Source organism: Rhizobium sp. WW_1, assembly GCF_003610155.1.
GTDB lineage: Bacteria > Pseudomonadota > Alphaproteobacteria > Rhizobiales > Rhizobiaceae > Rhizobium > Rhizobium tropici_A.
Map to the genome: position 1 here is coordinate 136,647 of NZ_RAIN01000013.1, position 26,922 is coordinate 163,568.

Annotated in this window: 20 protein-coding genes; 13 read left to right on the forward strand and 7 right to left on the reverse strand. The window is 62.7% G+C overall.

Going from position 1 to position 26,922, the window contains the following annotated elements:
- The first annotated feature begins 304 nt into the window (after positions 1-304).
- On the forward strand, positions 305-457 hold the full coding sequence (locus tag BJ928_RS38945) for a hypothetical protein (RefSeq protein WP_156151454.1): 153 nt from the start codon (positions 305-307) through the stop codon (positions 455-457).
- A gap of 19 nt (positions 458-476) precedes the next feature.
- Here the strand turns inward: BJ928_RS38945 and hutC are convergent, their stop codons facing one another.
- Together hutC and BJ928_RS28935 are read right to left on the reverse strand one after the other, a co-directional pair.
- Complete coding sequence (gene hutC, locus BJ928_RS28930; protein WP_047634312.1) at positions 477-1,196, reverse strand: histidine utilization repressor; 720 nt, start codon at positions 1,194-1,196, stop codon at positions 477-479.
- 79 nt (positions 1,197-1,275) lie between these two features.
- Complete coding sequence (locus tag BJ928_RS28935) at positions 1,276-2,619, reverse strand: formimidoylglutamate deiminase (protein WP_047634311.1); 1,344 nt, start codon at positions 2,617-2,619, stop codon at positions 1,276-1,278.
- Between the two features lie 101 nt (positions 2,620-2,720).
- On the opposite strand from BJ928_RS28935, the gene hutI reads away from it, so the two are divergent.
- From hutI to BJ928_RS28970, 7 genes are all read left to right on the forward strand, one after another.
- Positions 2,721-3,977 carry an imidazolonepropionase gene (gene hutI / locus BJ928_RS28940; RefSeq protein ID WP_047634310.1) on the forward strand — a complete coding sequence of 419 codons (1,257 nt, stop codon included), beginning with the start codon at positions 2,721-2,723 and terminating at the stop codon, positions 3,975-3,977.
- Positions 3,974-5,509 carry a histidine ammonia-lyase gene (gene hutH / locus BJ928_RS28945; protein WP_047634309.1) on the forward strand — a complete coding sequence of 512 codons (1,536 nt, stop codon included), beginning with the start codon at positions 3,974-3,976 and terminating at the stop codon, positions 5,507-5,509. The genes hutI and hutH overlap by 4 nt, the downstream gene beginning before the upstream one ends.
- A 1-nt stretch (position 5,510) precedes the next feature.
- A complete protein-coding gene (hutU, locus tag BJ928_RS28950) occupies positions 5,511-7,196 on the forward strand; it encodes a urocanate hydratase (RefSeq protein ID WP_047634308.1) in 1,686 nt (561 codons plus the stop codon).
- A gap of 1 nt (position 7,197) precedes the next feature.
- The gene (locus BJ928_RS28955; RefSeq protein ID WP_047634307.1) at positions 7,198-7,761 is read left to right on the forward strand and encodes a HutD family protein; all 564 of its coding nucleotides are present in this window, start codon (positions 7,198-7,200) and stop codon (positions 7,759-7,761) included.
- A gap of 77 nt (positions 7,762-7,838) precedes the next feature.
- The gene (locus BJ928_RS28960) at positions 7,839-8,501 is read left to right on the forward strand and encodes a sulfite oxidase-like oxidoreductase (protein ID WP_047634306.1); all 663 of its coding nucleotides are present in this window, start codon (positions 7,839-7,841) and stop codon (positions 8,499-8,501) included.
- A gap of 201 nt (positions 8,502-8,702) precedes the next feature.
- Complete coding sequence (locus BJ928_RS28965) at positions 8,703-10,142, forward strand: MFS transporter (protein ID WP_047634305.1); 1,440 nt, start codon at positions 8,703-8,705, stop codon at positions 10,140-10,142.
- Between the two features lie 104 nt (positions 10,143-10,246).
- Positions 10,247-10,561 carry a hypothetical protein gene (locus BJ928_RS28970; protein ID WP_047634304.1) on the forward strand — a complete coding sequence of 105 codons (315 nt, stop codon included), beginning with the start codon at positions 10,247-10,249 and terminating at the stop codon, positions 10,559-10,561.
- Between the two features lie 22 nt (positions 10,562-10,583).
- Here the strand turns inward: BJ928_RS28970 and BJ928_RS28975 are convergent, their stop codons facing one another.
- Together BJ928_RS28975 and BJ928_RS28980 are read right to left on the reverse strand one after the other, a co-directional pair.
- Positions 10,584-10,979, reverse strand: coding sequence for a type II toxin-antitoxin system VapC family toxin (locus BJ928_RS28975; protein ID WP_047634303.1), 396 nt, complete (start codon positions 10,977-10,979; stop codon positions 10,584-10,586).
- Complete coding sequence (locus BJ928_RS28980) at positions 10,979-11,206, reverse strand: type II toxin-antitoxin system VapB family antitoxin (protein ID WP_047634302.1); 228 nt, start codon at positions 11,204-11,206, stop codon at positions 10,979-10,981. The genes BJ928_RS28975 and BJ928_RS28980 overlap by 1 nt, the downstream gene beginning before the upstream one ends.
- Positions 11,207-11,390: 184 nt before the next feature.
- Between BJ928_RS28980 and BJ928_RS28985 the strand changes: the two genes are divergently transcribed.
- Positions 11,391-12,581: an acetyl-CoA C-acyltransferase gene (locus BJ928_RS28985; RefSeq protein ID WP_047634301.1), complete on the forward strand. Its 1,191-nt coding sequence runs from the start codon at positions 11,391-11,393 to the stop codon at positions 12,579-12,581.
- Between the two features lie 215 nt (positions 12,582-12,796).
- Here the strand turns inward: BJ928_RS28985 and BJ928_RS28990 are convergent, their stop codons facing one another.
- Together BJ928_RS28990 and BJ928_RS28995 are read right to left on the reverse strand one after the other, a co-directional pair.
- Positions 12,797-13,045, reverse strand: a complete 249-nt coding sequence (locus tag BJ928_RS28990; RefSeq protein WP_245432593.1) for a hypothetical protein — start codon at positions 13,043-13,045, stop codon at positions 12,797-12,799.
- 117 nt (positions 13,046-13,162) lie between these two features.
- Complete coding sequence (locus BJ928_RS28995) at positions 13,163-15,670, reverse strand: heavy metal translocating P-type ATPase (protein WP_047634299.1); 2,508 nt, start codon at positions 15,668-15,670, stop codon at positions 13,163-13,165.
- 170 nt (positions 15,671-15,840) lie between these two features.
- Here BJ928_RS28995 and BJ928_RS29000 point away from each other — a divergent pair, with 170 nt between their 5' ends.
- From BJ928_RS29000 to BJ928_RS29015, 4 genes are all read left to right on the forward strand, one after another.
- Entirely contained in the window at positions 15,841-16,950 is a 1,110-nt protein-coding gene (locus tag BJ928_RS29000; protein WP_047634298.1) for an RHE_PE00001 family protein, read from the forward strand.
- Between the two features lie 215 nt (positions 16,951-17,165).
- Entirely contained in the window at positions 17,166-18,659 is a 1,494-nt protein-coding gene (locus BJ928_RS29005) for an efflux RND transporter periplasmic adaptor subunit (RefSeq protein WP_047634297.1), read from the forward strand.
- Positions 18,656-21,775 carry an efflux RND transporter permease subunit gene (locus BJ928_RS29010; RefSeq protein ID WP_047634296.1) on the forward strand — a complete coding sequence of 1,040 codons (3,120 nt, stop codon included), beginning with the start codon at positions 18,656-18,658 and terminating at the stop codon, positions 21,773-21,775. Before BJ928_RS29005 ends, BJ928_RS29010 begins: the two co-directional genes overlap by 4 nt.
- The gene (locus tag BJ928_RS29015) at positions 21,772-24,879 is read left to right on the forward strand and encodes an efflux RND transporter permease subunit (protein WP_047634295.1); all 3,108 of its coding nucleotides are present in this window, start codon (positions 21,772-21,774) and stop codon (positions 24,877-24,879) included. Before BJ928_RS29010 ends, BJ928_RS29015 begins: the two co-directional genes overlap by 4 nt.
- A gap of 252 nt (positions 24,880-25,131) precedes the next feature.
- Here the strand turns inward: BJ928_RS29015 and BJ928_RS29020 are convergent.
- On the reverse strand, positions 25,132-26,922 hold a 1,791-nt coding region (locus BJ928_RS29020), incomplete at its 5' end, for an efflux RND transporter permease subunit (protein WP_183079469.1).

The following is a 26,922-nucleotide window of genomic DNA, read 5'->3' on the forward strand; positions in this document are numbered from 1 at the left end:
GAATGTCGACCGTGCGATCGGCCGGTCGTCTACGATGAGAAATTTGCGGCCTGTCTGCAGGATCTTTGCCATGCCTTACGATGGGCATAGGGCATCTGCGCCACGATCCTATGCGCCGGCTGCCCCATTCGCCATTCAAACAAGCGTGAGACGGCCTTCTTGGCCGGCGAGAGGAAAAATTTCGGGAAAAGGGCAAATATTCGCCAGAACATAAAGCATTGATTAACGTTTGCCGTTAGACTGCGCCGGTTATCTCGAATTCCCTATCGCGCGTTGCGCAGGGCTGGGGAGATTGGAGAACGAAATGACCGCGATTCGTCCACTTTTGATCGGAATCATTCTGATTCTGGCATTGGTGTTGATTGCGCTCAGCATCCTGCTGGTCGATCCCGTCCAGCCCTTCCGTCAATCGGAAAGCCTGATCCCGCCGCCGACAGAATCTCCGCAGCGTCATTAGAATAGGTCTGAAAACGTGGTCAGCTTGCGGGTGTAAAGCGCGCAACGAGGCTATGGAGATCGCCGGGATAGGTGAGACGGACATGCGTTATCGGGCCGGCCGCGCTCCAGGTGCGGCGTTCGACGACAAGGCAGGCCGTACCCTTCTGGATATCGAGATTGGTGACGGCGTCGCCTTCGGCCGATATCGCGCGGATCTGGTTTTCGGCGGTGCTCCATGGCACCTGGTTGAGCAGCCAGGGGCCAGGCGGGAGTGTCTCGAAATCCGCCGTTGCCGCCTCCGGCACCGCGTCCAGATTGATAACGCGATTTTCCAGGCAGAAGGGGCGCGGGCCAGCATAGTGGATGCAGGTGATCTCTATCACCGGGATAGAGCCGACGAACTGCAGTCTGCGCGCGTCTTCCTGCCGTCCGCGCCGTTCGGCAAGCTTTATCAGCCTGTGCGAATAGGGCAGGTTGAGCGACAGGACCTCAGACTTGATGTCGTGGATCTCAAGCACGGCGGATTGCGCCTGCGGATGCGTGACGAAGCTGCCCGAGCGCTTGCGCCGCTCGATCAGACCGGCGCGCGCAAGCTGGGTCAGCACTTTGTTCACCGTCATGCGCGAGCAGGCATACTGCTCAGCCAGATCCATCTCGAATGGAATGCGATGGCCGGGCGGCCAGGCGCCGGAGACGATCTGACCCTCGATGTCGCTGAGGATGCGCTGATGCAGAGTCGCCTCTTTGCTCGTGGTCATACCGTCCGTCTGTTTCGTGTGAGACATGGGATTTACCGGACGTTATTTAGGGGCCAATCAATGGGAGGAAAAGCGGTTTTTAACCAATGAGTTCGGCCATCGCTTTACGGAAGCGCGCAGAGATCGCCTCTCTCTTGCCGTGGCGCCCTGCTTCGACCTGCTTGCGACCGAGAACCCAGACACCATCGACCTTGACGCCGCCGGCAAAGGTCCAGTGATCGAGGATGCGGTCGCCGGAGAGGTAAGGCACGGCGCTCGTGTCGAGCGAAACGATGTCGGCATGGTTGCCGACGGCAAGACCCGCGGGTGCCTTCAGGGCTGTGCCGCCGCCCGCCAAGGCGCCGTCGAACAGCATGCGGGCCGTCGAGCCGCCGGTCGTGGCGATGACGTTACGGGCGCGACGTGCGAGGCGCTGCGAATATTCGAGCTGCCGCAGCTCCTCGGGCACCGAAATCAGGACGTTGGAATCCGAGCCAACGCCGTAGCGGCCGCCTTCTTCGAGGAAGAGCGGCGCTTCGAAAACGCCGTCGCCGAGATTGGCTTCGGTGATCGGGCAGAGGCCGGCGATCGCGCCGCTTCTGGCCATGCGCCGGGTTTCGTCCTCGGTCATGTGCGTGGCATGGATCAGGCACCAGCGATCATTGACAGGCGCGTTGTCCAGCAGCCACTGCACGGGGCGGGCACCCGACCAGGCGATACAGTCTTCCACTTCCTTCACCTGCTCGGCGACATGGATGTGGACCGGCCCGTCGCCGGCGATCGGCACGAGCTTTGCCAGCTCTTTCGGCGTCACGGCGCGCAGGCTATGCGGCGCGATGCCGAGTTCGGCGCCGGGCAGGCGGCTGGTGACGGTGCGGCAGCCTGATATCAGCGCTTCGAAGCTCTCGATCGAATTGATGAAGCGACGCTGGCCCTCGATGGGCGCGGCGCCCCCGAAACCGGAATGGGCATAGAAGACGGGGAGCAGCGTCAGCGCGATGCCGGTCTCGGCGCTGGCAGCGCCGATGCGCTCGGCGAGCTCGGCGATATTGGCATAATGGCTGCCGTCCTTGTCATGATGCAGATAGTGGAATTCACCGACGCGGGAGAAGCCGGCTTCCAGCATCTCCATGTAGAGCTGCGCGGCGACGGCCTCGACATGATCCGGGGTCATCGACAGGGCGAACTTGTACATGACGGTACGCCAGCTCCAGAAGCTGTCGTTTGCCGGGCCGCGGACTTCGGCAAGGCCGGCCATGGCGCGCTGGAAGGCATGGCTGTGGAGGTTCGGCATCGCCGGCACCAGAACATCCTGCCTGCTGTCACCGGCTTCGGCTGCGACATCCGTCGCAATGGCGGCGATCCGTCCGCCTTCGAGGGTCAACCGCACATTCTCGTGCCATCCGTCGCCAAGCAATGCAGTGCGTGCATGAAGTGTCGTCATGGTCTCACCCTTTCCTTTTGGACGCGGAGTCCAAAATCCCTCTTGTCAGCCTTTCGATTATGTATATACATTATGAGCCAACGAGGAAAGGCGTAAAGCTGATGGGTGGGAACAATTTTTCCGACAATGGCAAGGAAAACGGCGCGGCAAGCCGCGTGTGGCGCAACGCGCGTCTCGCGACCTTGAAAGAAGGCGAGGCCCGGCTCGGCACGATCGAGAAGGGTGCGATCCTGACGAGGGATGGCCGCATCGTCTTTGCGGGCAGCGAAGCCGACTTGCCTGATACCTCCGGTGCCGAAGCGATCGATCTCGAGGGACGCTGGGTGACCCCCGGCCTCGTCGATTGCCATACGCATATCGTCTATGGCGGTAATCGCGCCCGCGAATTCGAGATGCGGCTGGAAGGCGCAAGCTATGAAGAGATCGCGCGGGCCGGCGGCGGCATCGTTTCCTCCGTCAATGCGACCCGTGCGCTTTCCGTCGATGAACTCGTTGCCGTCGCGCTGCCGCGGCTCGATACGCTGCTTTCCGAAGGCGTGACCACCATCGAAGTGAAGTCCGGATACGGTCTCAGCGTCGAATCCGAGCTGAAAATGCTGCGCGCCGCGCGTAAGCTCGGCGAAGTTCGCCCGGTTCGTGTCGTCACTTCCTATCTGGGCGCTCATGCCACGCCGGCCGATTACAAGGGCCGCAACGGCGACTATATCACTGATGTCGTGCTGCCGGGCCTTAAGCAGGCTCATGCCGAAGGGCTCGTCGATGCGGTCGACGGCTTCTGCGAGGGCATCGCCTTTTCGACAGCGGAAATCGCCCGCGTTTTCGATCTTGCCAAGTCGCTTGGCATCCCGATGAAGCTGCATGCGGAACAGCTCTCCAATCTCGGCGGTGCGAAGCTTGCCGCTTCCTATGGCGCGCTGTCAGCCGATCACGTCGAATATCTGGATCAAGACGGCGTCAAGGCAATGGCTGCTTCCGGCACTGTTGCCGTGCTTCTCCCCGGCGCCTTCTATGCCATTCATGAAAAGCAGAAGCCGCCGGTGCAGGCGCTGCGTGATGCCGGCGTGCCGATCGCGATCGCAACGGACTGCAACCCCGGCACGTCGCCGCTGACCTCGATGCTGTTCACCATGAACATGGCCGCGACGCTCTTTGGCCTGACCGTGGAAGAATGCCTTGCCGGCGCGACGCGCGAGGGCGCGCGTGCCCTTGGGCTGCTCTCTGAAACGGGCACGCTCGAAGCCGGCAAGTCGGCCGATTTTGCCATCTGGGATGTCGAAAGCCTGGCGGAGCTCGTCTACCGCATCGGCTTCAATCCCCTCCATGCCCATGTCTTCAAGGGAAAAAGGTTCAACCGATGACCGTCGTTCTCCACCCCGGCTCCGTTTCGCTCGCGCAATTGGCGGCAATCTACTGGACCGGTGAGCCGGCCAGGCTCGATGCCTCCTTCGATGCCGGCATCGCCAAGGCGGCCGCTCGCATCGCTGAAATCGCCGCCGGCAACGCGCCGGTCTATGGCATCAACACCGGCTTCGGCAAACTGGCGTCCATCAAGATCGACAGCGCCGATGTTGCGACGCTGCAGCACAATCTCATCCTCTCGCATTGCTGCGGTGTCGGCCAGCCGCTGCCCGAGAATGTCGTTCGTCTTATCATGTCGCTGAAGCTGGTTTCGCTCGGACGCGGCGCGTCCGGCGTGCGGCTGGAGCTGGTGCGGTTGATCGAAGGCATGCTCGAAAAGGGCGTCGTTCCCGTGATCCCCGAAAAGGGTTCCGTCGGCGCATCGGGCGATTTGGCACCGCTCGCGCATATGACCGCCGTCATGATGGGTCATGGCGAAGCCTTCTACGCCGGCGAACAGCTGTCCGGCGCTGCAGCGCTCGAGAAGGCCGGCTTGAAGCCGGTCGTGCTCGCCGCCAAGGAAGGCTTGGCACTGATCAACGGTACGCAGGTTTCGACCGGCCTTGCGCTTGCCGGCCTCTTTCGCGCCCATCGCGCCGCGCAGGCCGCCCTCATCACCGGCGCCATGTCGACCGATGCGGCGATGGGCTCCTCAGCACCGTTTCATCCCGATATCCATACGCTGCGCGGCCATAAGGGCCAGATCGATACGGCCGCTGCCCTTCGCGGCTTGCTCGCCGGCTCTGTGATCCGCGAAAGCCATATCGAGGGCGACGAGCGCGTACAGGACCCCTATTGCATCCGCTGCCAGCCGCAGGTGGATGGCGCCTGCCTCGACCTTCTGCGCTCCGTCGGCCGCACGCTCGAAATCGAGGCCAACGCCGTCACCGACAATCCGCTGGTGCTTTCGGACAATTCCGTCGTTTCCGGCGGCAATTTCCACGCCGAGCCCGTCGCCTTTGCCGCCGACCAGATCGCGATTGCCGTTTGCGAAATCGGCGCGATTGCGCAGCGCCGTATCGCGCTGCTCGTCGACCCCGCGCTGAGCTATGGCCTGCCGGCCTTCCTCGCCAAGAAGCCGGGCCTGAACTCGGGCCTGATGATTGCCGAAGTGACCTCGGCGGCGCTGATGTCCGAAAACAAGCAGATGTCGCATCCGGCCTCGGTCGATTCGACGCCGACGTCGGCCAACCAGGAAGACCATGTGTCCATGGCCTGCCATGGCGCGCGCCGCCTGCTCGGCATGACCGAAAACCTCTTCGCCATCATCGGCATCGAGGCGCTGACGGCTGCCCAGGGTGTGGAGCTGCGCGCACCGCTGGTCACCAGCCCGGAACTGAAGCTTGCAATTGCCGCCATCCGTGCCGCCGTCCCTTCGCTGGAGGTAGACCGCTACATGGCAAACGACCTCAAGGCCGCCAGCGATCTGATCGCTTCCGGCGCCCTCAATGCCTCGATTTCAACCGACATCCTGCCTTCCTTGGAGATGTGACATGACCAACCCACGCCATAATATCCGCGAAATCCGCGCGCCTCGCGGCCCGGAGCTCAACGCCAAGAGCTGGCTGACCGAAGCGCCGCTGCGCATGCTGATGAACAATCTCGATCCGGACGTTGCGGAAAACCCGAACGAGCTGGTCGTCTACGGCGGCATCGGCCGCGCTGCCCGCACCTGGGACGATTTCGACCGTATCGCCGCGACGCTGAAGACGCTCAACGAAGACGAGACGCTGCTCGTGCAGTCGGGCAAGCCGGTCGCCGTGTTCCGCACCCACAAGGATGCGCCGCGCGTACTCATCGCCAACTCCAACCTCGTGCCGCACTGGGCGACCTGGGATCACTTCAACGAGCTGGATAAGAAGGGCCTTGCCATGTACGGCCAGATGACGGCCGGCTCGTGGATCTATATCGGCACGCAGGGCATCGTGCAGGGCACCTATGAGACCTTCGTCGAAGCCGGTCGCCAGCACTACAACGGCGACCTCAAGGGCAAGTGGATCCTGACCGGCGGCCTCGGCGGCATGGGCGGCGCACAGCCGCTCGCAGCCGTCATGGCCGGCGCCTGCTGCCTTGCCGTCGAGAGCGACGAAACCCGCATCGATTTCCGCCTGCGCACCCGCTATGTCGACGAGAAGGCCAAGACGCTCGACGAAGCGCTTGCCTTGATCGACAAGTGGACGAATGCCGGCGAAGCCAAGTCGGTCGGCCTGCTCGGCAATGCCGCCGAAATCTTCCCGGAACTGGTGAAGCGCATGAAGGCCGGGGGTCCGCGCCCGGATATCGTCACGGACCAGACCTCTGCCCACGACCCGCTGAATGGTTACCTGCCGGCCGGCTGGACCGTTGCCGAACACAGGGCCAAGCGCGAGAGCGACCCGAAGGCCGTCGAAGCCGCCGCCCGCGCTTCGATGAAGGTTCACGTCGAAGCCATGGTCGATTTCTGGAACGCCGGCGTGCCGACGCTCGACTACGGTAACAACATCCGCCAGGTCGCCAAGGATGAAGGCTTCGAAAACGCCTTCGCCTTCCCGGGCTTCGTGCCGGCCTATATCCGCCCGCTTTTCTGCCGCGGCATCGGTCCCTTCCGTTGGGCCGCTCTCTCGGGCGATCCGGAAGATATCTACAAGACCGACGCCAAGGTGAAGGAACTCACCCCCGGCAATACTCACCTGCATAACTGGCTCGACATGGCGCGCGAGCGCATCGCCTTCCAGGGCCTGCCGGCGCGCATTTGCTGGGTCGGCCTGGGTGATCGTCACCGCCTCGGCCTCGCCTTCAACGAAATGGTCAGGAACGGCGAGCTAAAGGCGCCTGTCGTCATCGGCCGCGACCATCTCGATAGCGGCTCGGTTGCTTCGCCAAACCGCGAAACGGAAGCCATGAAGGACGGCTCGGATGCCGTTTCCGACTGGCCGCTCTTGAACGCCCTACTCAACACCGCGTCCGGTGCGACCTGGGTGTCGCTGCATCACGGCGGCGGCGTCGGCATGGGCTTCAGCCAGCACTCCGGCATGGTCATCTGCGCCGACGGCACGGATGATGCGGCCCGCCGTCTGGAGCGCGTTCTCTGGAACGACCCGGCAACCGGCGTCATGCGCCACGCCGATGCAGGCTACGATATCGCGCTTGACTGGGCCAAGCAGCAGGGCCTGCGCTTGCCGGCTATCCTGGGGAACTAAGATGAAGCTGTTACGCGCCAGTGATCACAAGCGCATGCCCTGGAAAAACGGCGGCGGCGAAACGGTGGAGATCGCCGTTTCGCCCGACGGCGTGGGGCTTGCCGACTTCGACTGGCGCGTCAGCATGGCGACCGTTGCTACGGACGGGCCGTTCTCGGTCTTTCCGGGCATCGATCGTACGCTATCCATTCTCGATGGCGAAGGCATGACCCTCTTCATCGAGGGGCATGAGGCCAAGCGCCTGACGCAGGCGAGCGAGCCGCTACCCTTTGCGGCCGATGCGCCGACCTCGGCAACCTTGATCGATGGCACGATCACGGACCTCAATGTGATGACGCGGCGGGGACGCTTCACCCATTCGGTGCGGCGCGTTTCGGTCGATGGTGACTGCGAAATCGCGTTGACGGGCGGTACGGGCCTTGTTCTTTGCCATCGCGGCAATGCTGAAATCGATGGCATGGCGCTTGCTTCGGGCGATTGCCTGCTCGTCTCGGACACTAACGCCGACCGGCGCTCGATCGCGGGCAAGGCGCTGCTGTTCCAAATCACGATCGCGGCTATATAGTCGGCTATCTTCCGTCCATGGCTTGACTCCTGCTCAGCTCGCTTATCCTATTTCTGTGCCGCAGAGAGGATAGCTGCATGAGCGACGACCAGATTCCCACTGACAGCAAGCTCACGACTTCCAAGCGCCGCTGGGCGGCGGAGGGCAAGTTTCTGACGGGTCGTGTCAGCCGGCCCGAAACCGAGCGGCTGCCGCCGGGGCAGCATCTCGTGAAGAACTGGCCGGTGCTCGATCTCGGCGTGCAGCCGCAGATTTCCCTCTCCAGCTGGCGGCTCGATGTCTTCGGCTTCGTGGAAAAGCTGTTCAGCCTCGATTGGGCGGCTTTCCAGGCGATCGGGCAAAGCACCCATGTCAGCGACATTCATTGCGTGACGACCTGGTCGCGCTACGACAATCGCTGGGAAGGGGTTTCGACGCGCGATCTCCTCGATCTCGTTATGCCGACGGCCGAGGCGCATCATGTGCTGCTGACGAGCTATGACGGCTATACCACCAATCTGCCGCTTGCCGATTTCGCAGCTGAGGACGCCATCCTCGCCACCGCCTGGGAAGGCCAGCCGCTGACCGGCGAACATGGCGGGCCGATGCGGCTCGTTGTGCCGCACCTTTACTTCTGGAAGAGCGCCAAGTGGCTGAACCGCATCGAGCTCATCGGCGCCGACCGGGCCGGTTTCTGGGAGAAGAATGGCTATCACATGTATGGCGACCCCTGGCGGGAGCAGCGTTACTCGGACGATTGACCCTGGGATGGCTGTCCGGGCAAACGGCGCTGCCAAGCAACCCTCGCAAGCATCGCGGCTTCTTTGTCACCGTACCGATTTTTGATGGCGTCGGTCGTGGTTGCGACTTTGCAAGCCGCCGTCATCGGCGTATTCAATGATCCTATCATTATTGCCGGCAATCTCCGGCCTGTTTGAACGTCATTTTTTGAAATTCACGTCATGACCGTCGCCCGGACCATAGAGCAGCCTTCCGAAGACAATTTCGGCCGGCAATCCCGCATCATCGCCTTTGTCGTCGCCGTCTCCTTTTTCATGCAGTTTCTGGACGGTACGATCATCACGACCTCGTTGCCGCAGATGGCGGTGAGCTTCGGCGTCGAGCCGGTGTCGATGAGCATCGGCATCACGGTCTATCTGCTGACCATGGCGGCCTTCGTGCCGCTGGCCGGCTGGGCGGGTGATCGCTATGGCGCCCGGCGGGTGTTCTTGGCATCGATCGCCATCTTTACCATGGCGTCGCTGTTCTGCGGCCTCTCCGGCAATTTGACCGAGTTTATCATCGCTCGTGCGGTTCAGGGTCTGGGCAGTGCGTTGATGACGCCTGTCGGACGCATCATCGTGCTGCGCAACGCGCGCAAGTCCGATCTCGTCAATGCCATGTCGATGATCGTATGGCCGGCGCTGACGGCGCCCGTCATCGGCCCGGTGCTGGGCAGTTTCATCACCACCTACCTGACCTGGCACTGGAACTTCCTGATCAACATCCCGATCGGTATTATCGGCCTTGGTCTCGTCCTGCGCTTCGTGCCCGATCAGCGCGAGGAAAAGGTCGCACGGCTCGATGTCGTCGGCTTCCTGCTATCGGCGGCAGGGTTGACCTTTTTGCTGGCCGGTCTCGAATTCGTGGTTCAGGGCACCACCGCACTCGTGGCCAGCGTCGGGTTGATCGCAGTCGGCGTGGTCTTTTCCGTTATTGCCACCCGGCATTTCCTGAAGGTCGACGAGCCCCTGCTCGATCTTTCCGCCTTCAAGGTGCAGACCTTCGCCATGTCGACGCTTTCGGCGGGAACGGCGAGCCGGGTCGCGATCAACGCCACGCCTTTCCTCATCCCGCTGCTCTTCCAGGTGGGCTTCGGCAAGACGGCGATCGACGCCGGCACCTATCTGCTGTTCTATTTCGCCGGCAACCTCGGCATGAAGGCAATCACGACGCAGATGTTGAGGATTTTCGGCTTCCGCAACGTGCTCGTCGTCAACGGCCTGATCTCGTCGGCGAGCATTGCGGGATGTGCGTTCCTTTCGCCGTCGACATCTGACCTTCTGATATATTGCCTGCTATTTATTGCCGGCCTTTCACGATCGATGAATTTTACGGCGCTGAATACGCTGGGGTTTGCCGATATCCATGCTGCGCAGCGCAGTTCCGCCTCGACATTGTCGAGCATGCTGCAGCAGGTTTCGCTGTTGCTGGGCGTTGCCGTCGCCGCCGCCGTTCTCAATCTCTCGCGCACTTTTCATGGTGGGGAAACGCTTTCGCTCGTCGATTTCCGCTGGGCTTTCCTCGCCGTTGGCCTTATCGGTGCCATCTCCGCACTGCGTTTCATCAGCCTGCCGCATGATGCCGGCGCAGAGGTGTCCCGCCACAAAGTGAAGCCCTGATCAAAACCTTCAAATTCTTAACGATATTGACAGGCAAGCCGCTGTAAAAATGGCTCGCCAATTCCCATATGAAAATCGCGTCAACTCCCACAGGAGCCAGTCCCATGCTGCTCAGAACCCTCGCCATCTCCGCTCTCGTCGTCGCCATGTCCAGTGCCGCCATGGCGGAGCAGGTGCATAAGCATCATCCCAAGCGCGTCAATCGCGTTAATGTCGAGGCGCTGCAGACCGACATCGGGAGCGTCGATCATTCGAAGGACGCCATCCTCCCGAACGGGGTTATCAATACCGACCCTTCGGTGACTGGCCCGATCCGCGCGGGTGACACGATTTCCCGTCTGCAATGCGCTGCCGCACCGAACTCTGTCGGCGCGCGCGCGAGCGCATTTTCCGCAGGTTCAGCATCGCTTTGCCCTTGATGGCAGTATCGCATCGAGCTGCTTAGGCCGGCTCGATGTCCGTCTGCTTGAACCCGTCGCTTTTCGACAATAGCGGCTGGCGATAATAGCGAACGCAGGCATAGGTCATGCAATCGTCAAGGCTGAGGCCCGCCGAATGGCGGCCTTGGCCAAAATGCTCATATGCTTCAGCCGCCAAAGCGGCGGCACGGGGCGGAATTGCGAGCAACTGAATATTCATCAGTTGCAGGAATGTGCGCACTGCTTCGCCGGCCTCGGTCGGCGACAATCCCAAAGCGGTGGAAACCTGGATTGCGGCGTTGGCTGCGACAAGCGGCGAGGTCATTCTGACCGTTGCCGGCTGCATGCGGATGGCGAAGGCGCGCGCCTCCTCTTCGTCGGTCATCATCGCCGATAGCACGGAAGCGTCGATGAACATCAAATCTCCTCCCTTGCGACGGAGCTTTCGTCCTTGGCAATGGCCTTCCGCTTGAGATTGCGGCAGAAGGCGACGGCGACATCGGCGAGAGCCGGTTTCGTCAGTTCTTCATCCAACGCCTTCTGCAAGGCGAGCCGCACGGCTTCCGTCTTGGTGGAGCTCTTGGTCAGCGCCTGATAACGCCGTGCCAGACGGTCGATGGCGTCGTCCTTGATGTAAAGCGGCATAGAATATCCTTTTTTCCAAATATGAATATCCATAGGCGGTGTCGCGCGCGGAGGCAATTGCATCCTCACCTGCCGCGACCTGCGACATTCAATCCGGTTACACCCGTCATATTTAGATGACGATCATCATCTAACGTGCTAATCGTATCAGCAAGATGCCGTTTGCAGACTGTGAGGAGATGTCATGTCCGCTATCGATCCCGTCGTCATCGTATCCGCCACGCGCACGCCGCTTGGTCGTTTCCAGGGAGACCTTTCGCCATTGCAGGCGCCGGAGCTTGGCGCGCATGTCATCCGCGCCGCGCTGGATCGTGCGGGTCTGGCGGCGGAGAGGGTGGATGAAGTTCTGTTCGGCTGCGTCCTGCCGGCGGGGCAGGGGCAGGCGCCGGCCCGGCAGGCTGCTCGCGGGGCCGACCTGCCGGATGCCGTCGGCGCCACCACCATCAACAAGGTCTGCGGTTCCGGCATGAAGGCGACGATGCTGGCGCATGATCTCATCCTCGCCGGTTCGGCCTCGATCGCGGTTGCCGGCGGCATGGAATCCATGTCGAATGCGCCGTATCTGCTCGCCAAGGCGCGCGGCGGCTATCGCATGGGCCATGACCGCATCTTCGACCATATGATGCTCGACGGGCTGGAGGATGCCTATGAGAAGGGCCGCTCGATGGGCGATTTCGGCGAGATGGCGGTCGAAGCCTATCAGTTCAGCCGCGACGATCAGGATGCCTATGCCGTCGAGACCCTGTCACGCGCCCGTGCAGCTACCGAAAACGGTGCCTTTGCGGCCGAGATCACGCCGATTTCGGTCGCCGCCAAGGGCGGCCCGGTGACGATTGCCAAGGACGAGCATCCGCAGAAGGTTTCGCCGGAAAAGATCCCGATGCTGAAACCTGCCTTCCGCAAGGACGGCACCATTACGGCCGCCAGTGCCTCGGCCAATGCCGATGGTGCTGCGGCGCTCATTCTGACGCGCCGCTCGATTGCCGAGCGCGAGGGGTTGCCGATTCTTGCCGAGATCAAGGCGCATGCCACGCACAGCCAGGAGCCGGCCTGGTACACCACCGCGCCGATCCCGGCGATCCGCAAGGTGCTCGACAAGACCGGATGGAAGATCGGCGATGTCGATCTCTTCGAAATCAACGAAGCCTTTGCCGTGGTTGCCATGGCCGCCGCGAAGGAGCTCGGCATTGCGCGCGATCGCTTGAACGTCAATGGCGGCGCCTGCGCGCTCGGTCATCCGATCGGCGCCACGGGCGCGCGGCTGATCGTGACGCTGCTGCATGCGCTGGAGCGCCAGGGCGCGCGGCGCGGCGTTGCCGCGCTCTGCATCGGCGGCGGCGAGGCGACGGCGATCGCTGTGGAACGGGTGGGGTAAGAGAATTCGGGCAAGTCAGTTGCGTTTGCCGATGCCGCGCTTGCGGGCATGGCCCCTCATCCTAGCCTTCTCCCCACTCATGCGGGGAGAAGGGACGACCGTGCAAGGCGGCGAATTTGCGTGAAAGATCGTAGGCTATCGATTAAGACTCCCTCTCCCCGCATGCGAGGAGAGGGCCGGGGTGAGGGGCAACGTGGCACGCCCTCTCAGGGCAGCTAAACATAGACCAATTCGTAGACGTGGGATTTCTCGCCCTTCTTGCTCACCCACTCGCCTTCAGGCGGGTAATCGGCATCTTGCTCGGGAAATGGCACGTTCCACGGTCTGCCGAGCAAAACCCCGTCTTTGTCGTCCCAAACGCCCCAGCCGAAGCCTGGCTGAAAGCTGGTCCAGAGGTCGGCGTCCTCACGCTGATAGCCGATCTTTCCGTCGGGCAGCTGTTTGCGATGAAACGTATAGACCAAGTGGTCGCTTCGCCGCCTCAGCTGAAATCGATCCCTGTTCATGCCCCATCCGCTGTCTTGTTCATAGCAAGGATACTGTCATCGGGCACCAGAAGTGTCCAATTTGCCAATATTGCCCTATCGAGCCAACCGCAGCCGGAGCGCATTGGCAATGACCGAGACCGAGGACAGGCTCATCGCGGCCGCGGCGAGCATCGGCGACAGAAGCAGGCCGAAGACGGGATAGAGCACGCCTGCGGCCAGCGGCACGCCGAGCGCATTATAGCCGAAGGCGAAGGCAAGGTTCTGCTTGATGTTGCGGATGGTCGCTTCCGAGAGGCGCCGTGCCCGGACGATACCGTTGAGGTCGCCCTTGACCAGCGTAATCCCTGCGCTTTCCATGGCGACGTCGGCTCCGGTGCCCATGGCGATGCCGACATCGGCGGCGGCAAGCGCAGGTGCGTCGTTGACGCCGTCGCCCGCCATGGCGACCATGTGGCCGTTTGCTCTTAATTCGTCGATCAAAGCCTTCTTGCCCTCGGGCAGCATGTCGGCGCGCACTTCGTCGATGCCGAGTTCTCTGGCGACCGCAGCGGCGGTCTTGCCATTGTCGCCGGTCGCCATGACGATCTTCAGGCCGCTCTCGTGCAGTGCCTTGATCGCTGCTGCTGTGGTCGGCTTGATCCGGTCGGCGACGGCGATAAGGCCGGCCAGCTTGTTGTCGATCGCAATGAACATCACGGTCTTGCCTTCGCCGCGCAGACGCTCGGTTTCGGTCTTCAGGGTTTCGGTGGAAACGCCAAGGTCGGCCATCATCGCTGCGTTGCCGAGCGCGATCGGCGTATCGCCGGCGCGGCCTTCCACGCCTTTACCCGTGATTGCCGAGAAGCCGGAGATATCAACAAAGCTGGCCCCGCGGCTCTCGGCGCCGGCAACGATCGCTTCGGCCAAAGGATGTTCCGAGCCGCGTTCCAGGCTGGCAGCGAGTGAGAGCAGATGTGCCTCGTCGGCGCCCGCTGTGGTGACGACGTCGGTGAGATTAGGCTTGCCTTCAGTCAGGGTGCCCGTTTTGTCGACGATCAGCGTGTCTACCTTGGCGAAGCGCTCCAGTGCTTCCGCATCGCGCACCAGCACGCCCTCATGCGCGCCCCGACCTGTGGCGATCATGATGGACATCGGCGTTGCCAGCCCAAGCGCGCAGGGGCAGGCGATGATCAGTACGGCGACGGCGGCAAGCAGCGCATGGGCAAGCCGCGGCTCCGGACCGACGAAGGCCCAGACGGCAAAGGCGAGGATGGCGGCGACGACGACCGCCGGCACGAAGATGGCGGAGACGCGGTCGACCATCGTCTGGATCGGTGCGCGCGAGCGCTGCGCCTTGGCGACGAGTTCGACGATGCGCGAAAGCGTCGTGTCGGCTCCGACCTTTTCCGCCTGCATGATGAAGGTGCCGTTCCTGTTGATCGTGCCGCCGGTCAAGGCGTCGCCTTTCGTCTTCTCTACCGGGAGAGGCTCGCCTGTGATCATCGATTCATCGATAGTGGATTGGCCTTCGACGACGGAGCCGTCTACCGGAACGCGTTCGCCGGGGCGTACGCGCAGCTGGTCGCCGGCCTCGATCTCCTCGACCGGCACATCGGTTTCGCCGCCACCAGCGCCGATACGCCGCGCCGTCTTCGGGGCAAGGTCGAGCAGGGCGCGGATGGCCGAGCCGGTGCGTTCGCGGGCCTTCAGTTCCAGCACCTGGCCGACGAAGACCAGCGCGACGATGACGGAGGCCGCTTCGAAATAGACGGGCACGCTTTCGCCATGTCCACCGAACGTCATGGGAAAGAGACCGGGGGCAAGTGTGGCGACGACGCTGTAGACATAGGCAGTGCCGACGCCGAGGCCGATCAGCGTCCACATGTTGGGACTGCGATTGACGAGCGAATTCCAGGCGCGGCGGAAGAAGGGCAGCGCCGCCCACAGCACGACCGGCGTCGCGAGCACGAGTTCGATCCATGTGGCGAGGGGTTCGCCGATCCAGTCGCGCACGGGCAGGCTGATCATCGGCCCCATGCTGATGACAAGCAGCGGCAGCGACAAGGCGGCGCTGATCCAGAGGCGGCGCGTGAAATCGATCAATTCCGGGTTCGGGCCGTCATCGGCGGCGGGGACACCCATCGGCTCCAGCGCCATGCCGCATTTCGGGCAGTCGCCGGGATGGTCGCTGACGACCTCGGGGTGCATGGGGCAGGTATAGAGCGTGCCCTTCGGCGCCGGTTTTGGCGCGGGCTTGTTGCCGCCGAGATAGGAGGCCGGATCTGCCTCGAACTTGGTCTTGCAGCCGGTCGAGCAGAAATAGAATTTCTCGCCCTGACGCTTCAGGAAATGGCGCGCGGTGGCGCGATCGACCGACATACCGCAGACGGGGTCCTTGGCCGTGAGGTAGCTTTCCGGCGCAGCCTCGAACTTTGCGCGGCAGCCATCGCTGCAGAAATGGAAGGTGCGGCCATGATAATCCAGCGACGGCTTGCCCGCTTTCGGATCTACGGTCATGCCACAGACGGGATCGCGGATCACCTCGTCCTGAGCTTTGGCGTCATCATGACGGTGGGGGGCGTGACCATGATGGCTGTGATCGTGCTCGTCGTGCGGTGTCATATCATGCTCCTTTGCCCGAGGGGCGTCGGATAGGTTTATGAACCTTCCCATCGCTGGAAGGTCAAGACGAAAAATAGTGATTGCCATCCACAGTTCACAGGGCCTCCTTCCTATCCCCCTTAACGGCGCGATGATAGGTTCCGTAAGAACGATGCAACGGTGTGATTCCAATGCGATATGATCTGACCACGTTGCCGCTTGCCGCGCTTTTGCCTGCCCTCGTCAAGGCGGAGGACATGCTGGCGCGGCTTGACGAGCGCGTCCTCAGGCACACGGTAGCGGACGGTTTTCGTGAGCGCGGGCATTTTTTCGATGCCGCCGGCGCGCTCTGGGTCGGCGGCGAACTCGTGCATGTGGAGGATCTCGTCCTGCACGATGCGCGCATGGACACGCGCACGCCCACGCATGAGCTCACCATCGCGCACGCGGTGCTGCGCAGCCGGCGCCGCCTTTGGACTGCCGATCCTAACTGGGGGCTGGAACCGGCCGGTCTTGCCGTCCTGCGCGGCGATGTCGGCGAGGCTGAGGATGCAATGGCGCCGCGTTCGACGCTCCCCGATGCCATGGAGCCCGACGAGCCGGAGGAAGATGAGGATGACTTCGGCGTCGATTTCGCCGAGATCGACGCCATCCTCGCGCGCTCCGACAAGATCCTGAACGGCGGCGTTCCGGAAGCCCGGCAGCCGACCGTCGATGTCGAAGACCCTTTGGCGCTGGTCCGCGACGAGGATTGGGATGAGGGGCAGCGGCTGGAGAGCTGGCGTGCCGTCATCCGCGAGGCCGATCTGCTGCCTGCGGCCCTCGGGGCGGCGGTGCTTTTCGACGCGTGGGAACGCATCGAGCCGCTGCGTCGGCAGCATTGGCTCGGCGGCTTGCTGGTCAGCGCCTATCTGCGCAGCCGCGGCAAGGTCACCTCGCATCTCTTCTGCCTGAATGTCGGGCTCAAAGCCGTCCGGCACGATCGTCGGCGTGCGCCGGATCGCGTGACCCGGCTGACCGCCTTTCTGGAGGCCATGGCGCTTTCGGCCGATTCGGGCTTGAAGGAGCTCGATCGCCTTTCGCTCGCCCGGCTGCAGATGGAGCTGCGGCTGAAGGACCGGCGATCGAACAGCAGCCTGCCTGACGTGATAGACATCGTACTGTCGCGGCCGATCGTGTCGGCGAAGATGATTGCGCGCCACGTCGGCGTTACCTCCAGGGGCGCTCTCAATCTGGTGGCTGAGCTCGGGCTGCGCGAGATGACGGGCCGCGGCCGCTATCGGGGCTGGGGCGTGCTTTGATACAAAATAGCGGCCGATGCGAGTAAGCGGCGGAGGCCTTGCAACCACAACCCTAGTTTTTCGTCCAATATTACAGTTTGTGACGCTAAGTAGCGCTAAAATGGACAAAATTTAATGGCTATACCAAATTCCTAAGCGACGAGATGCAAGCTAAGGTCGCGCCATGAATTACGGGGGATCGCAGATCACCTAGTGCTTTGAAGAAAGGTGTATGAATGGCTCGGACGTTTCGGGTCGTGGTGTGGTTGGCTGTGATTGGCGCGGTGGGGTACGGTGCCTATGCAACACGCGATCGTTGGCTTGGGCCGGCAGAAAAGCTGCTCGGCTATCAGAATGCTGCGGCCCCCGGGGACCAAGCCCAGGGCGGACGCCGTGGCGGCCAGGGGCAGGGCGGCGGACGGCGCAGTATGTCGCAGTTCAGCGGGCCGGTTCCCGTGCTTGCCGCCGATGCGACGACGGCCGATGTGCCCGTCTACATCAACGGCGTGGGATCGGTGAAGGCGCTGAATACCGTGACGGTGCGTGCGCAGGTCAGCGGGCGAATCGTCGCAATCAATTTCGTCGAAGGCCAGGATATCAAGAAGGGCGACGTCATCGCCCGCATCGACGATTCCGTCTACAAGGCGCAGCTCGACCAGGCGATTGCCAAGAAGGCGCAGGACGAAGCCCTGCTCGCTGGCGCTCAGCGCGATCTCGTGCGTTACCAGCTGATGGTGAAGAGCGCCTCCGGCACACAGCAGCAGGTCGACACGCAGACGTCATTGGTGGCGCAATATACCGCACAGGTCCAGGTGGATGTGGCGGCGATCGAAAGCGCACAGGCGACGCTCGACTATACGACGATCAGGGCCGCCTTCGACGGGCGTACAGGCATCCGCAACGTCGATGTTGGCAATCTCGTCAGCTCGTCGGATGCGACTGGGATCGTGACGCTCTCGCAGATCAAGCCGATCTCCGTGCTGTTTTCCATTCCGCAGCAGCAGCTAGCCCGCATCAATGCGGCAAGCGCGGCCGGAACCCTTGCCGTTCAGGCCATGGGCAACGACGGTGAGACCGTGGTCGACAACGGCTCGCTGGGCGTGGTCGACAATCAGATCGATCCCACCACGGGCACGGTCAAGCTGAAGGCGAATTTTCCGAACGACAAGCTCGCGCTGTGGCCTGGCGCCTTCGTCAATGCCCGCCTGCTGGTGGAGACGCTGAAGGGTGTCACCGTCATTCCGAGCGGAGCCGTACAGCGCGGACCGAACGGCACCTTCGTCTATATCATCGGCCAGGATCAGAGCGTGGCGATGAAGTCCGTGAAGGTGCGGCAGCAAGACGATACGTTGGCCGTCATTGCCGATGGCGTAGCGCCCGGCGACAAGGTGGTGACCACAGGCTTCGCTCGGCTTCAGAATGGATCGAAGGTGCAGATTTCGACCAATCCGGATCAGGCGTCGCCGGCTGCTCCGTCAACCGATAGTAACGCCCAGCCGGTCGCTGAAAACGATCCGCAAAATGGCGGCGCTGGCACCGCCAATGCCAGCGAGCGCCCGCATCGCCGTCATAATGGACAGGGCGGCCAAGGCGGTCAGGGTGGCGCGGGCAGTCACAATGGTCATCCCGGCCAGGATGGTCAGCCGGCAGCTGCCGGCACGGAAGGTGCCGATAAGAGCGGAGGCTCGGCTTCCAACAATTCCTCCGCTACGCCGACACAGCAACAATGAACGTCTCGTCGCTCTTCATTTCCAGGCCGATCGCCACCTCGCTTCTCGGGGTGGCGGTTCTGTTGGGCGGCATTCTGGGGTTCCTGTTCCTGCCGGTCGCGCCGCTGCCGCAGGTGGATTTCCCGACGATTCAGGTGACGACGCAGCTTCCGGGGGCTGATCCGGATACGATGGCAGCGCTGGTGACGGCGCCCCTGGAGCGGCCGCTTGGCCAGATTCCGTCGCTCGCCTCCATGACGTCATCCAGCGCTTTCGGCATCAGCCAGATCACGCTGCAATTCGATCTCGGCCGCGATATCGATGGTGCCGCGCAGGACGTTCAGGCGGCGATCAACGCCGCCGGTTCGACACTGCCGCGCACGCTTCCCTATCCGCCGACCTATTCGAAGGTGAATCCGGCCGATACGCCGATCGTGACGCTGGCGCTGCGTTCCAACAGCTACTCGATCCGCGAACTCAGCGACTTCGCCGATACGATGATGGCGCAGCGCCTAAGCGAAGTGTCGGGGGTCGGCGACGTCAACATCCAGGGCGGCGTCAAGCCGGCCATCCGCATCCAGGTGGACCTGCCGCGCCTTGCTTCCTATGGTCTTGCCCTCGAAGACATCCGTTCGGCCATCACCAATGCGAGCGTTGCCGGCGCCAAGGGCTCGCTCGACGGCACCCAGCAGAGCTTTACGCTTGCGGCCAACGACCAGATCGTCGATCCCAACATCTACAGATCCGTCATCGTCGCCTATCGCAACAGTGCGCCGGTGCAGCTGAAGGATGTTGCGACCGTTGTCGAGGGATTGGAGAACAATCGCGTCGGCGCCTGGTATCAGGGCCAGCCGGCCGTCATTCTCGACATCATGCGCCAGCCGGGCGCCAACGTCATCCAGACGGTCGAAAATGTCCTGCAGCAGATCCCGAAACTGAAGCAGGCGATGCCAGCAGGCGTTTCCCTCGATATCGTCAACGACCGCACCGAGACCATCCGTGCCTCGATCCATGACGTGCAATGGACGCTGGTTATTTCCATCGGCCTCGTCATTCTCGTGGTGCTGCTCTTCCTGCGGACGATGACGGCGACCTTCATTGCCGGCGTTGCGTTGCCGCTGTCGCTGATCGCGACCTTCGGCGTCATGTGGTTCGCCGGCTTCAGCCTCGACAATCTCTCGCTGATGGCGCTGACCATCGGCACCGGCTTCGTCGTCGACGATGCCATCGTGATGATCGAGAATATCGCCCGCCATATCGAAGAGGGCGAGAACCCGATGCAGGCGGCGCTGAAGGGCGCCGGCGAAATCGGCTTCACCATCATATCGCTGACCGTCTCGCTCGTTGCCGTCTTCATCCCGCTGCTGTTCATGACTGGCATCGTCGGGCGCATGTTCCGCGAATTCGCGCTGACGCTGACCATCGCCGTCGTCGTGTCGGCCGTCGTCTCGCTGACGCTGACGCCGATGATGTGCGCTCGTATCCTGCGCAAGCCTAAGGAGCGCGAAGGCGGCTTTCTGGCCGGCGCCGATCGCTTTACGGATTGGATGATCGAAGGCTATCGGCGCAGCCTCGTCTGGGCTGTCGATCGCAGCGCACTCATGCTGCTTGTGACGGTGGTGACGCTCGCCGCGACCATTGCGCTCTATATCGTCATTCCCAAGGGTTTTCTGCCAGCGCAGGATACCGGCCTCATCACCGCCGTCATCGAGGCCGAGCCGACGACCTCCTTCGAGACGATGAAGCAGATCCAGGCCTCGGTGGCTGACCGCCTGCGCAAGGATCAGGATGTCACCGGCGTGGTTTCGGTCATCGGTTCCAGCGCCAGCAACCTAACGCTGAATACGGGCAATCTCAGCCTCGTGCTCAAACCGCGCAACCAGCGCAATGCCTCCGCCGATCAGATCATCGATAGGATGCGCGGCGAAGTCACCGGTATGCCGGGCATCCACGTCACCTTCCAGAGCGTGCGCGACATTTCGATCAGCACCAGGGCCAGCCGCGCACCCTATCAATACACCCTGACGGGTACGGATACGAACACGGTGGTCGACTGGTCGCAGAAGCTCGCCCAGCGCCTGCAGGAGAGCCCGAAGCTCATCGATGTCTCCTCCGAAGTCGAGATGGGCGGCGGGCGCATCTTCGTCGATGTCAATCGCGAGACCGCCTCGCGGCTCGGCGTATCGATGCAGGCCGTCAGCGATACTTTGAATGATGCCTTTGGACAGCGTCAGATCGCGACGATCTACGGCCAGGCCAACCAGTACCGCGTCATCCTGGAGGCGGCGCCGCAGTATCAATCTGACCCGAAATCGCTCGACAAGCTCTATGTTGCCGGTGCCAGCGACACGCAGGTGCCGCTCAATGCCTTCACGACGGCGACTTTCACGACCGCACCGCTGGTCATTAGCCACGACGAGCAGTTTCCAGCCGTGACCCTCAGCTTCGATCTGGCCAAGGGCGCGTCGCTCAGCGACGCCATCGCCGAGATCAAGGCGGCGGAGCTTGACATCGGCATGCCCGACAACATCCAGCGCAAATATTCCGGCGACGCCGAGGAGTTCGCCTCTTCGCTCGCTGGCGAGCCCTGGCTGATCCTGGCCGCTGTCGTGACGATCTACATCGTGCTCGGCCTGCTCTATGAGAGCGCCGTGCATCCGGTGACCATTCTATCGACGCTGCCGTCGGCCGGCGTCGGCGCGTTGCTGGCGCTGATGCTGTTCGGGCAGGACCTGTCGATCATCGCGCTGATCGGCATCGTGCTCCTGATGGGCATCGTCAAGAAGAACGCGATCATGATGATCGACTTCGCGCTCGAAGCGGAGCGCAAAGAAGGTCTCGAGCCGCGCGAGGCCATCCTGAAAGCCTCGATCCTGCGTTTCCGGCCGATCATGATGACGACGCTTGCCGCGCTCTTCGGCGCCTTGCCGCTGGCGCTCGCTCAAGGCACAGGTGCGGAACTGCGTATTCCGCTCGGGATCACCATCATCGGCGGTCTCGTGCTGTCGCAGCTCCTGACGCTCTATACGACGCCGGTCATCTATCTGGCCTTCGAACGCCTGCGCGCCAAGGTCGTCGGCCGCACCAGCGGTATGCCGAGCGCCGAGATGGACGAACTGGCGGGTGGTGAGACATGAACATCTCCGGGCCGTTCGTCAAACGCCCTGTCGGGACGACGCTTCTGGCGATCGGGCTGATGATCCTCGGCATCGTTGCCTATCGCTTCCTGCCGGTCGCAAGCCTGCCGACGGTGGACTTGCCGACCATTGTCGTCTCCTCCAGTCGTCCGGGCGCCGACCCCGCCAGCATGGCGGCAAGCGTTGCGGCACCGCTCGAACGTCATCTCGGCACCATTGCCGGCGTGACGCAGCTGACCTCCGTTAGCTCGCTCGGCTCCAGCACCATCATCGCGCAGTTCGACCTCTCGCGCAGCGTCGATGGCGCGGCCCAGGATGTGCAGGCGGCGCTGAATGCAGCGGCGACCGATCTGCCTGGAGATCTGCCGACCCTGCCGTCCTTCCGCAAGATCAATCCGGCTGCAGCGCCGGTGCTGATCCTGGCGCTGACATCGGATAACGTCTCTCCGAGCGCTATCTACGATGCGGCTGATACGGTGGTCGTGCAGCGCATTTCGCAGGTGGATGGCGTCGGCGGCGTCACCGTCAGCGGCGCCGACCAGCCGGCTGTGCGGGTCAGGCTCAATCCCGATCGGCTCTCGGCCATGGGCCTGTCGCTCGATGCCGTCCGCACGGCGATCGTCAATGCCAGCGTGCTCGGACCCTTCGGTTCCATCGACGGAGCCTCGGGCGCGTTCTCGCTTGCCGTGAACAGCCAGTTGCGGACGCCGGAAGCCTACGGGCGGATCATCGTCCAGAGCGGGGACGGCACCGCTGTGCGCCTCTCGGATATCGCCACCGTCGAGCCAGGCGTGCGCAACAGCCGTTCGGATGCCTGGTATGACGGTAAGCCGGCGGTGTTGCTCAACATCACCAAGCAGGCGGATGCGAACGTCATCGCCACCGTCGACGGCGTCAAGCAGCTCATCCCCGAGCTGCAGCGGCTCATTCCCGCCGGTGTGAAAATATCGATCCTTTCCGACCGCACCACGACGATCCATGCCAGCGTCAACGACATGCAGTGGACGCTGCTTGCCACGATTTGCCTGGTCATGGCCGTCGTCTTCGTGTTTCTGCGGCGCGCGACCCCAACGGTCGCGGCCGGCGTCACCGTGCCGCTTTCGCTTGCCGGCACCTTTGCCGCGATGTGGCTCTTCGGGCTGTCGATCGACAATCTCTCGCTGATGGCGCTTGCGGTCTCCGTCGGCTTCGTTGTCGATGATGCCATCGTCATGATCGAGAATATCTATGCGAATCTCGAAACCGGCATGAAGCCGATGCGGGCCGCGCTCGAAGGTGCCAAGCAGATCGGCTTCACGGTGGTTTCGATCAGCCTGTCGCTGCTGGCCGCCTTCATCCCGCTCTTCTTCATGGGCGGCATCATCGGCCGCTTCTTCCAGACCTTCTCGCTGACGCTCGGTTTCACGATCGTCGTTTCGACGCTGGTGTCGCTGACGTTGACGCCGATGATCTGCGGCCATCGCCTGCGCCAGCACGATATCGATGCCAAGCCTGGCCCGTTCGGACGTGTCGTCGAGGGCACGTTGGGCGCCATCATCGGCTTTTACGGTCGCACGCTGCGGGCGGTGCTGCATCACCGTGTCCTCTCCGTGGTCGTCATCATCGCCTGCGTGGTCATGACGGCTTATCTTTACGTCAAGGTTCCGAAGGGCTTCATCCCGCAGGACGATACGGGCTTCATTCAAGGCGGGACGCAGGCGGCGACCGATATTTCCTATCCCGCCATGGTCAAGCTCCAGCAGCAGGCTGCGGATATCGCCTCGAAGGACCCCGCTGTGTCGGGCCTCGGCTCCTCCGTCGGCGGCGGCGGCTTTTCCAGTTCCATCAATCGCGGACAGCTCTATATTTCGCTGAAGCCGGAATCGGAGCGCGCGCCGACGGCCGAGGTCATCGATCGGCTCCGCAAGCAGCTGATGGCCGTTCCCGGGCTCAGCACGTTCCTGTTTTCACCCGGCGATATCCGGGCTGGTGCCCGCCAATCCCAATCGCAGTATCAATTCACGCTATGGAGCGCGAATTACGACGAGCTGGTGGAATGGGCCCCCAAGGTGATGGAGCGCCTTCAGGCCATTCCGACGCTCACCGATGTCGCGACCGACAGGCAGCCTAACGGCCTGCAGGCGACCGTCAATATCGACCGCAGCCTGGCCTCGCAGCTCGGCGTCAACATCCAGTCCATCGATTCCGCGCTCAACAACGCTTTCGCGCAACGGCAGATCTCGACGATCTATACGCAGCGCAACCAGTATCGCGTGGTATTGGAGGCCGACCCGAATTATGCGCTCGATCCGCAGGACATTTCGAAGCTCTACGTGCCGGCTTCGGGCGGCACGCAGGTGCCGCTGAGCGCGGTGGCATCGATCGACCGGACTTTGGCGCCGCTGGTGGTCAATCACCAGGGGCAATATCCTTCCGTCACCATCTCCTACAATCTGGCGCTCGATACGCCGCTGCAGGTGGCGAACGATGCCATCCAGAAGGCGGTGCTCGACATGCATCTACCCGATACGTTGCATGCGGATTTCGCGGGCGATGCGGCGAGCGTCAGCCAGTCTTCCGGCAGCCAACCGCTGCTGCTGCTGGCGGCGTTGCTGACGGTCTACATCGTTCTCGGCATCCTCTACGAAAGCCTGGCACACCCGCTGACGATCATCTCGACGCTGCCGTCGGCCGGACTGGGTGCTCTGCTGGCACTTGCCATCAGCGGCACCGAACTGACGATCATCGCCTTCATCGGCATCATTCTTCTGATCGGCATCGTCAAGAAGAACGGTATCATGATGGTGGATTTCGCCCTGCAGGGCGAGCGCATATTCGGGCTGTCCTCGGAGGAGGCCATCTATCAGGCGTGCCTTAAGCGTTTTCGCCCGATTTTAATGACGACGCTCGCCGCATTGATGGGCGCCATCCCCCTGATCATCGCCACCGGCCCCGGCTCGGAACTGCGCCGCCCGCTCGGGATCACCATCGTCGGCGGTCTCGTCGTATCGCAGGTGCTGACGCTCTATACCACGCCGATCATCTATCTGATGCTTGCCAAGCTGCATGCGAAATGGTCGCCGAAGCCGCAGCCAATCGCACCGGTTCCGGCTTCGGCCGGCTGACGCGGCCCACCTCCCGGACAGCGTGCCGAACTGGCTTGTAGTCCGCGCGTGGCCAACGAAAGGCGAGGCGGTCTCTGCTTGAACGCCCATACTGCCGGACGATGCATGATGATGAAGAAATCCCGGACGTAAAGGATCTTCGGCTCTCGTGAAGTCAAAAACAAAGGGCTCCCGTGACAGAACGGGAGCCCTTTGTTCGAAGTGATATCTGCCCCGCCCGCCCTTCTCTATCGAAGGCGGGCGGTGCTTCGTTTAGTGCGTCGCGCCGCTATCCGGCGCCGGCGTTTCCTGTGTCGTCACCGGACCGATCCTGCCCTTGAAGACGCGGCGGACGGAGACGAAGAGCAGCGGGATGAAGAAGATGCCGAGCACGGTTGCCGAGATCATGCCGCCCATGACGCCGATGCCGATCGAGTTCTGGCTGCCGGAACCGGCCCCGTTGGCGATCGCCAGCGGCAGAACGCCGAGGATGAAGGCAAGCGAGGTCATCAGAATCGGTCGCAGGCGCTGTCGGGATGCTTCGAGCGTCGCGTCGATCAGGCTCTTGCCCTGGTTCTGCTGCTCGATGGCGAATTCGACGATCAGGATGGCGTTCTTGGCCGCCAGGCCTATGGTCGTCAACAGACCGACCTTGAAGTAGACGTCGTTCGATTGGCCGAACAGGGTTGCGGCCAGCAGCGCGCCGAAGATGCCGATCGGCACCGACAGCATGACGGCGAGCGGGATCGACCAGCTTTCATAGAGCGCTGCAAGCGCCAGGAACACAACCAGGATGGAGATGGCGTAGAGCTGGCTTGCCTGGTTGCCGGAGAGCTTTTCCTGCGCCGACAGGCTGGTCCATTCATGGCTGAAGCCGGGCGGCAGGCTCGTCATGATCTTGTCGATCTCGTTCATGGCGTCGCCGGACGAGACGCCGGGAGCCGCGGAACCGAGGATTTCGACGGCGGACGAGCCGTTATAGCGTTCCAGGCGCGGTGAGCCGTAGTTCCATTCGCCGCTCGAGAAGGCGGAGAACGGTACCATGTCGCCGCCGGAGTTGCGCACGTACCAGCGACCGAGGTCCTCTGGCTGCATGCGGAAATCCTTGTCGGCCTGGACGTAAACTTTCTTGACACGGCCACGGTCGATAAAGTCGTTGACGTAGGTGCCGCCCCAGGCCGTCGACAGGGTCGTGTCGATGTCGGAAAGGGTGATGTTCAGCGCACTCGCCTTTTCCTGATCGATGTTTACGGAATATTGCGGCGTGTCTTCCTGGCCGTTCGGACGAGTGCCGAACAGCTTGTGGTTTTGTGCCGCGGCCCCAAGCAGCTGATTGCGGGCCGCTATGAGTGCTTCATGGCCGGCGCCGTTGATATCCTTGATGAAGAAGTCAAAGCCGCTCGAGCTGCCGAAGCCAGGGATTGCCGGCGGCGCCAGCGCAAAGACGCTGCCGTCCTTGATCTTGGAAAAGGCACCCATGGCGCGGCCGGCGATGGCTTGCGCCTTCGACTGCGGCGTCTTGCGCTGATCGAAATCCTTCAACCGGACGAAGACGAGGCCGACATTCTGGCCCTGGCCGCTGAAGCCGAACCCGGCGACGGCAAATGCGCCTTCGACATAGTCCTTCTCGTTCTTGAGGTAATAGTCCCTCACCTGATCGAGCACGGCCCAGGTACGGGAGTCCGTGGCGCCCGGAGGGAGCTGGACGGCCGTCAGCAGAATGCCCTGGTCCTCGTCCGGAAGGAAGGAGCTCGGCAGACGATTGAAGAGATAGCCGACACCGACACCAATCAGGACGAAGATCAACAGGAAGACGGCGCTGAGCCGGATCATGCCGTGGACGCCGCGCCGATATCCGCGTGTTCCCCGCTCGAAATTGCGGTTGAACCAGCCGAAAGCACCCTTTTGCTTTGCCCCATGTTTCGGTGTCCTGAGGATGGTGGCGCAAAGGGCCGGCGTCAGGATCAGGGCGACGATGACGGACAGCACCATCGCCGAGACGATCGTCACCGAGAACTGCCGGTAGATGACACCGACCGAACCGGAGAAGAAGGCCATCGGGAT